The organism is Psychrobacter sp. 1Y4 (assembly GCF_051847555.1).
Genome location: NZ_JBPYDE010000850.1, coordinates 1 through 592, shown reverse-complemented (window position 1 = coordinate 592; position 592 = coordinate 1). Strand labels below are relative to the sequence as shown.

2 pseudogenes are annotated in these 592 nt (G+C 48.1%); both read right to left on the bottom strand.

The features are described 5' to 3' along the window. A pseudogene (locus ACS8FC_RS19215) lies at nucleotides 1-225 on the bottom strand (hypothetical protein); the annotation flags it as partial. Between the two features lie 110 nt (nucleotides 226-335). Beyond that, nucleotides 336-592 (bottom strand): annotated as a pseudogene (locus tag ACS8FC_RS19210) (AAA family ATPase); the annotation flags it as partial.

The following is a 592-nucleotide window of genomic DNA, read 5'->3' as shown; positions in this document are numbered from 1 at the left end:
GACTAGATAAAAACACAAGCCAAGCACCAAGTTGTTGCCATAATTGATACCCGCGATAAAGGTAATCACTAATAGCACGGCAAATAGCATGCCCTCACGACTAAAAAAAATATAGACGTTGCGTAGATTGAGCGTCGCGCTATCATTTTTGGGTGCACGCGAGGCAAACCAACGGCTCATTGCTGACCTGATTGACGCGGTTAAGGCTTTTGGTAAAAAGCTCATGACTACCCTATTCTTACCATGTAATTGACTCTAGTCGCTTGTCCTCAGACTAACGGACTCAATGATATGGCCATGTATTATCAAACCTGCTCGTACTACAATATAGACAGCTAAACGATGACAGGCACGTCTGCTAAGATGCGTTGGGCGATGGTCTGCGGTGCTTGCCCACCTACCACTTGTGCAGGTGTAAAACGCTGACCGAGACGATGATCAGCCACGGCAGCAAAGACCGCTTGGATATCTTCAGGCGTCACCTCCATATGCCCTGACACATATGCATAAGCCTGTGCAGCACGCTGTAGCGATAGCACGCCACGTGGTGATAACCCGTGATACTCTTGGCTTGCTCGAGTCTTTGCAACGA